The organism is Burkholderia sp. Ac-20384, from assembly GCF_017104605.1.
Taxonomy (GTDB): domain Bacteria; phylum Pseudomonadota; class Gammaproteobacteria; order Burkholderiales; family Burkholderiaceae; genus Burkholderia; species Burkholderia lata.
The window spans coordinates 1-6653 of record NZ_JAAGPE010000405.1 but is presented as its reverse complement, the minus strand read 5'-3'; the positions used below and the strand labels follow the sequence as shown (position 1 = coordinate 6653).

Sequence of the window (6653 nt, the reverse complement as noted above, 5' to 3'; positions counted from 1 at the left end):
GCCGCGGCCGGCCGAAGCTCGGCGTCGTGTCGCGCGAGGTCACGCTGCTGCCGCGTCACTGGGAATGGCTGGCCACGCAGCCGGGCGGCGCGTCGGTCGCGTTGCGCAAGCTCGTCGAGGACGCACGGCGCACCCACGCGGAAGCCGACCGCCGACGCGACGCGCAGGCGCGTGCGTACCACTTCATGTCGGCGATGGCGGGCGACCTGCCCGGTTTCGAGGAAGCTGCGCGCGCGCTGTATGCGAACGACCTGACACGCGTCGCCGAACTGATCGCCGGCTGGCCGGACGACGTGCGCTACCATGCACTCGCACTGGCGCGCGGCGAGCTGCCGCCGTCCACCGAAGACTGCTGAATGGAGCATTCGACGCAATGACCGTATTCGATCTGAACAGTGGCGCGATCGCGCCGGTCGCCGACGAGGTCGATCTCGTCGACCTGCGCGTGACCGGCACCGTCCCGCACGAACTTGCCGGCACGTTGCTGCGCAATGGCCCGAATCCGCCGGGCGGCCGCTTCGAGGGGAACGACATGCTGTCGTGGTGGCCGGAAGCCGCGATGCTGCACGCGATCGCGTTCGAAGGCGGCCGCGCGACCGGCTACCGGAACCGCTGGGCGCGCACGCAGCGCTGGGCTGCCGTGCATGCGCCCGCCGAGGTGCCGCATCTGCCCGACACGAATCCGAACGTGAGCGTGCTGCAGCATGCCGGCGAATTGCTCGCGCTGTCGGAGGGCGGCGCGCCGTTCGCGATCACGGCCGCGCTCGATTCGCTCTGCATACCGGCGCAGCACGCAGGCCTCGGCGGCGGGATGACCGCACATCCGAAGGTCGATCCGGTGACCGGCGAGCTGATCGCGTTCCGCGCGGACTGGCGCGCACCGTGGCTGCGCTACGGTGTTGCCGATGCGCAGGGCGTGCAACGCGTCGATATCGAGATCGACCTGAGCGCGCCGTCGATGATGCACGACCTCGCGATCACCGAAACCCGCAGCCTGCTGCTCGACCTGAACGTCGGCTACGACTTCTCGCTGCTGAAGCAGGGCCACCGGATGCCGCTGCGCTGGCACGACGACCGGCCCGCGCGTATCGGCGTGATCCCGCGTCATGGCGGCGCGGTGCGCTGGTTCGGCGTCGAGCCGTGCTTCATCCTGCACGTCGTGAACGCGTACGACTGCGACGAGTCGTGCATCGTGCTCGATGCGGTGCGCTATCCGTCGTTCCTGCGGCTCGACGCGGGCACGGGCCGCTTCGCCGACAACCCGGTCGGCGAGCTGTGGCGCTACGTGATCGATACGGCGAACGGGCTGATCGACGAGGGGCCGCTCGCCGATGGCGGCATCGAGATGCCGCGCATCAACGAAAGCCGGACCGGGCGCCGCTACCGCTACCTGTATGCGGTCGAGCAGCCGAACAACGCGGAAATGCGCGGCGTGATGCGCTTCGACCACGCGAGCGGCACGACCACGCGCTACGCGTTGCCGCCCGGCGACCAGAACAGCGAGCCGGTGTTCGTGCCGCGCCCGGGCGGCGTCGACGAGGACGACGGCTGGCTGCTGGTGGTGGTCTACCGCGCGGCGACGGATACGAGCGACGTCGTGATCCTCGATGCGCGGGCGATCGACGCGGGGCCGGTCGCAACCGTGCACCTGCCGCGCCGCGTGCCGGCCGGGTTCCACGGCGCGTGGGTGCCGCGCGCGCACTGAGCGGCGGGGCGGCGCGTCACTGCGCGCGCAGCGCGTCGACGATCTTCAGCCGCGCGGCGCGCATCGCCGGCAGGAACCCGCCGACCAGCCCCATCACGAGCGAGAACAGCAGCGTCTTCACGACGATCGCGGGCGTCAGCACGAAGCGGAACGACAGGTCCGCGAAGGTCTGGAAGTTGGTCGTCGAGAACGACGCGAACTGCATCAGCGACGCACACGCGAGCCCCGCGACGCCGCCGACGAAGCCGAGCAGCAGCGCTTCCAGCAGGAACGCGGCGAGCACGTTCAGGCGCTTGAAGCCGAGCGCGCGCAGCGTGCCGATCTCGGCGACGCGGTTCGCGACCGACGCATACATCGTGATCATCGCGCCGATCATCGCGGCGATCGAGAAGATCGTCGACAGCGTGATGCCGAGGATGTTGATGAACGTCGACAGCGCCTTCGACTGGTCGCCGTAGAAGGTCTGCTCGCGTTTCGCTTCGTCGGTGAGCCGCGGGTCGACGTCGATGTCGGCCTTGAAGCGTGCGAAGCCGTCGGCGCTCGGGATGCGCAGCACCATCGACGAATAGCTGGTGCGCCGGAACGACTGCATCAGCTGGTCGACGTCGCCCCAGATCTCCGAATCGAAGCCGCTGCCGCCCGCGTCGAAGATGCCGACGATGGTCCAGTCGCGCTGCGCGAAATGCAGGCTGTCGCCGAGCTGCGTGCCGCTGAACCCTTTCGCGATCGCGCTGCCGACGATGATTTCCGACGAGCCGGGCGTGAACATGCGGCCGGCGGTGAGCTTCACGTGCGGGCGCAGCGCAAGGCCGGCCGGCGACACGCCGCGGATCACGACGTTCGACGGCTTGCCGGTCGACGTCTTCACCAGCGAGATCAGCACGACCGCTTCCTTCGACACGAGCGGCCGGCCGTCGGGGCCGAGCGCGACGGCCGGGTGCATCTCGAGCGCATTGGCCTGCTGGTGGTCGATCGAGCTCTGGATCTCGGTTTCGGCGCCCTTGCGGATCACCACCGCGTTGTCGGGCTCGCCGGTCGACACGAGCGTCTTCGTGAGCCCCGCGTCGAGCATCTGCACGGTCGCGAACACGAAGATCACGAGCGCCATCCCGCCGGCGGTCAGCGCGGTGGTGAGCCGTCGGGTCCACAGGTTGCGCGCGATGTAGTTGAGCGGGATCGCCATGTGCAAACCTAACCGATTGCCCTGAGGCCTTCGACCACGCGCACGCGCGCTGCCTGCCACGCCGGCACGATCGCCGCCGCGAAGCCGACCGCGACCGAGCACGCGGCCTGCAGCACGACCGTCTCGGTCGACACCTTGAACACCGGGAAGATGCCGCCGGCCGCCTGCTTGAACAGGCTCGCGGCGGGCGGCGTCGCGAGGATCCCGAGCCCGCCGCCGGCAACCGCGATCACGACCGATTCGCCGAACACGATCAGCGCGAGAAAGCCGGGGCCGAAACCGAGCGCCTTCAGCGTCGCGTATTCGGCCGTGCGTTCGCGCGCGCTCATTGCCATCGCGTTGGCCATCACGGCCATGATGATCAGGATCACCACGTACGACACGACGCGGATCGCCGCGATGATCTGGTTCGACATCGCGACGAAGCCGAGCTGGAACGCCTGTTCGGTTTCGGTCAGCGTTTCGGCGAGCGAGTTCTTGAACACCGCGTCGACGTTGCGTGCGATCGACGCGCCGTCGTCGGGGTTTGCGACGCCGAGCACGAATACGCCGACCTGGTCGGCCTGCTTCGGCGTGCGCTGGCGCACCGTCTCGTTCAGGTAGTCCCAGTGGAATACCAGCTGGCGCGTGATCGTCGAGTCGTCGCGGCCGTCGAAGATCCCGCGCACGACGAAATCCCACGTGCCCGGATAGATCGTCCCCTTCAGCGGGATCACGTCGCCGATCTTGAAGCCGAATTGCGTCGCGAGCTGGCGCCCGACGAGGCAGCCGCGCCGGTCGCGGTTGTAGTCGGCGCGTTGCTGGTCCGGGACGATGTATTCCGGGTACAGGTCGAGATAGTTGTCCGATACCGCGAAGCTCGCGAAGAAGTTCTTCGGGTCGCGGTAGATGCCGCCGAACCAGTTCGAACGGACCACGCTCGTCACGCCGTCGACGCCGCGGATCCGGTTCTCGTAACTCACGGGCAGCGGAAACACGAGCGAGATCGCGTTGCGCGTGACGAGCCGCCCGCTGGACGCGGCGGCGGCGCCCGCGTACCACGCGTCGACCACGGTGTGCAGCAGCCCGAACGCGAGCACGGCGATGGTGAGCCCGAGCACGGTCAGCAGCGTGCGCAGCCGGTGCCGCAGCGCGTTGCGCGCGATCAGCTTCAGCACATACATCGCGCGCGCTCCCGCAGCCGGTCAGCCGGCGTGCCCATCGATCAGCTCCCCTTTTTCCAGATGCACGAGCGAGCGCGCGGCGCCGGCCGCGTGCGCGTCGTGGGTCACCATGATGATCGTCTTGCCGAGCTCGGCGTTCATCCGCTGCAGCATCGCGAGCACGTCGGTGGCCGACGCGCGGTCGAGGTCGCCGGTCGGCTCGTCGGCGACGATCAGCACCGGATCGGTGATCAGCGCGCGCGCGATCGCGACGCGCTGCTGCTGGCCGCCCGACAGCTCGGACGGGTAATGACTCGTCCGGTCGCCGAGGTTCACCATGTCGAGCACGAGCTCGACGCGCTCGCGCCGCTCGCGGCGCGACAGGTGCGTGAGCATCAGCGGCAGCTCGACGTTCTCGAACGCGGTGAGTACCGGCATCAGGTTGTAGAACTGGAAGATGAAGCCGACGTTCGCCGCGCGCCATTCGGCCAGTTGCGCTTCCGCGAGCAGCGAGATGTCGAGGCCGCCCACGCGCAGCTCGCCGCTGTCGGGCCGGTCGATGCCGGCCACCAGGTTCAGCAGCGTGCTCTTGCCGGAGCCGGACGGCCCCATCAGCGCGACGAAGTCGCCTTCGCCGATATCGAGCGTGATGTCGGTCAGCACGGGCACGATCTGGTTGCCGCGCCGGTACGACTTCGCGACGTGGCTGAGCTCGACGAGGGGCGGCGGGGCGTCGTTCACGCGTGCGCTACTTCTTCGCGACGGTCACTTTCGCGCCGTCATTCAGCTTCGCGTCCGGCGCGAGCACGACCGTGTCGCCGGGCTTCACGCCGCGGATCGCGACGAGTTCGCCGATCCGCTCGCCCCGCGTCACGCCCACGGCGCGCACGGTGTCGTCCTTCACGACGAACACGACCGGCCGGCCGTCGCGTTCCACGACCGCGCTTGCCTGCACGGCCGTCACGGGCTGCCGGTCCTGCGCCGACGCGGGCTTCGACAGGAACGCGATCTTCGCGCTCATGTCGGGCAGTACGCGGTCGTCGCGATCGACGAAGCGTACCTTCACGAGCACGGTGGCCTTCGAGCGGTCGACGGTCGGCACGATGCGCGACACGCGACCCGAGAAGCGCGTGTCGGGCAGCGCGTCGAGCTGGATCTCGCACGGCTGTTCGGCGCGGATCTTCGCGATGTTCGATTCGGCGACGTCGGCTTCGACCTCGAGCGTGTCCATGTCGGCAATCGTCACGACCGCGCCCTTGCTGTCCGACGCGGACGAGAACGGCGTGATGTTGTCGCCGACGTTCGCGTGCTTCGCGAGCACGATGCCGTCGAACGGGGCGCGGATCACCGTCTGGTCGACCGCGACCTGCGCGGCCTGCGCGTTGGCTTCGGCGGACGTGATGGCGGCCTGGTCGCTGTTGACCGACGCGCGCGCCTTGTTTACGCGGGCCGTGTCGGTGTCGAGCTGCGCGGCCGGCACGGCGCCCTTGGGCGCGAGCACCGAGGTGCGGCGCAACGCGATCTCGGCGTCCTTCAGTTCGGCCTGCTCGACGCCGAGGTTGGCGCGGGCGACCTTCACCTGTGCGAGCGCCTGCGCCAGCGAGGCCTCGACGTCACGGCTTTCGAGGCGGGCGATGATCTCGTCCTTCTTCACGCGCGTGCCTTCGAGCACGCCGAGCCATTCGACGCGTCCCTGGCCCTTCGACGCGACCGCGGCCTTGCGCTGCGGCACGACGTAGCCGGTCGCATTGAGCTGCGTGTCGTTCTGGTACGGGTAGGCGGACGTGACGGCGGTGGTTTCGACGGCCGGCCGGCCGGTGAGCGCGAGGCCGGCGACGATCGCGCCGATGACGACCGCGGCGGCGACCGCATAGCGGAGCCACCGGCGCCGGCGGGGCGCCGGTGCGAGCGGACGCCGGTCGATCTTCAGTTTGTCCAGATTGTGATCGGGCAATTTGAGCGCCTCGAGACGGCGGCGGTCTGACGACCGGCCGCGATCCGGTTTCCGGGGAAAGGGACGGATGGACGCCAGTATAAGCGTCGCCCCGACGGCGCGCGAGCCGGTTTGCGGCGCCGCCGCGGCGACTGCCCGACCGGTCGCCGACACCGGGATACACGTGCTCCCCCGGGGAAACCCGAGGGGCGCAAGCAACGTGTCAACTTTCCGCGAACACGGCGCGTTATGGAACCAGTGCGTCAGGTTTTGTCGCGGAGGAACGGCGAAAGCCGGCCTTGCGGCCTGGGGCTCCGATGCGAATGCCTCGCATCTTTACTTACCGGTACGTTTGATTTTTTCTCCGCTAAAGGAAGAACAATGAAGAAGACGCTCGCTTCGATCATCGCCGCAGCATTCGCTCTCGCATCGGTTTCGGCATTCGCACAGGCGTCCGCGCCGGCAGCCGACACGTCGGCAGCCGCTCCGGCACCGGCCAAGAAGGATCACAGCAAGCCGAAGCACGCGCTGAAGCACCACGGTTCGGCGAAGGGCAAGGCGAAGGCCGCAGCCGCATCGGCAGCTGGCACGAACGACGCAGGCGCAGCAAACTAAGCGCTTCGCCCGGGGCCGGCACCGCCGGCCGCCAGTCGCGAAACCCCGCATGTTCACGCATGCGGGGTTTTGTTA

7 protein-coding genes are annotated in these 6653 nt (G+C 69.0%); 3 read left to right on the top strand and 4 right to left on the bottom strand.

The window, feature by feature from the left end; genetic code table 11:
* Positions 1-356: DUF2239 family protein (locus G3O00_RS38375; RefSeq protein ID WP_206146124.1), on the top strand; the 356-nt coding region annotated here is incomplete at its 5' end.
* A gap of 17 nt (positions 357-373) precedes the next feature.
* On the top strand, positions 374-1705 hold the full coding sequence (locus G3O00_RS38370; RefSeq protein WP_206146123.1) for a carotenoid oxygenase family protein: 1332 nt from the start codon (positions 374-376) through the stop codon (positions 1703-1705).
* Between the two features lie 16 nt (positions 1706-1721).
* Here the strand turns inward: G3O00_RS38370 and G3O00_RS38365 are convergent, their stop codons facing one another.
* From G3O00_RS38365 to G3O00_RS38350, 4 genes are read right to left on the bottom strand one after another with little or no spacing between them, the layout of a single operon-like run.
* Positions 1722-2888, bottom strand: coding sequence for an ABC transporter permease (locus G3O00_RS38365; RefSeq protein ID WP_206146122.1), 1167 nt, complete (start codon positions 2886-2888; stop codon positions 1722-1724).
* Positions 2889-2896: 8 nt separating this feature from the next.
* Complete coding sequence (locus G3O00_RS38360) at positions 2897-4051, bottom strand: ABC transporter permease (protein ID WP_206146121.1); 1155 nt, start codon at positions 4049-4051, stop codon at positions 2897-2899.
* Between the two features lie 21 nt (positions 4052-4072).
* Positions 4073-4771, bottom strand: a complete 699-nt coding sequence (locus tag G3O00_RS38355) for an ABC transporter ATP-binding protein (protein ID WP_027788609.1) — start codon at positions 4769-4771, stop codon at positions 4073-4075.
* 7 nt (positions 4772-4778) lie between these two features.
* Complete coding sequence (locus G3O00_RS38350; protein WP_206146120.1) at positions 4779-5984, bottom strand: efflux RND transporter periplasmic adaptor subunit; 1206 nt, start codon at positions 5982-5984, stop codon at positions 4779-4781.
* A gap of 360 nt (positions 5985-6344) precedes the next feature.
* Between G3O00_RS38350 and G3O00_RS38345 the strand changes: the two genes are divergently transcribed.
* Positions 6345-6578 (top strand): hypothetical protein, encoded by a 234-nt coding sequence (locus tag G3O00_RS38345; protein WP_041492720.1) that lies wholly within the window; start codon positions 6345-6347, stop codon positions 6576-6578.
* The last annotated feature ends 75 nt before the right edge of the window (positions 6579-6653 follow it).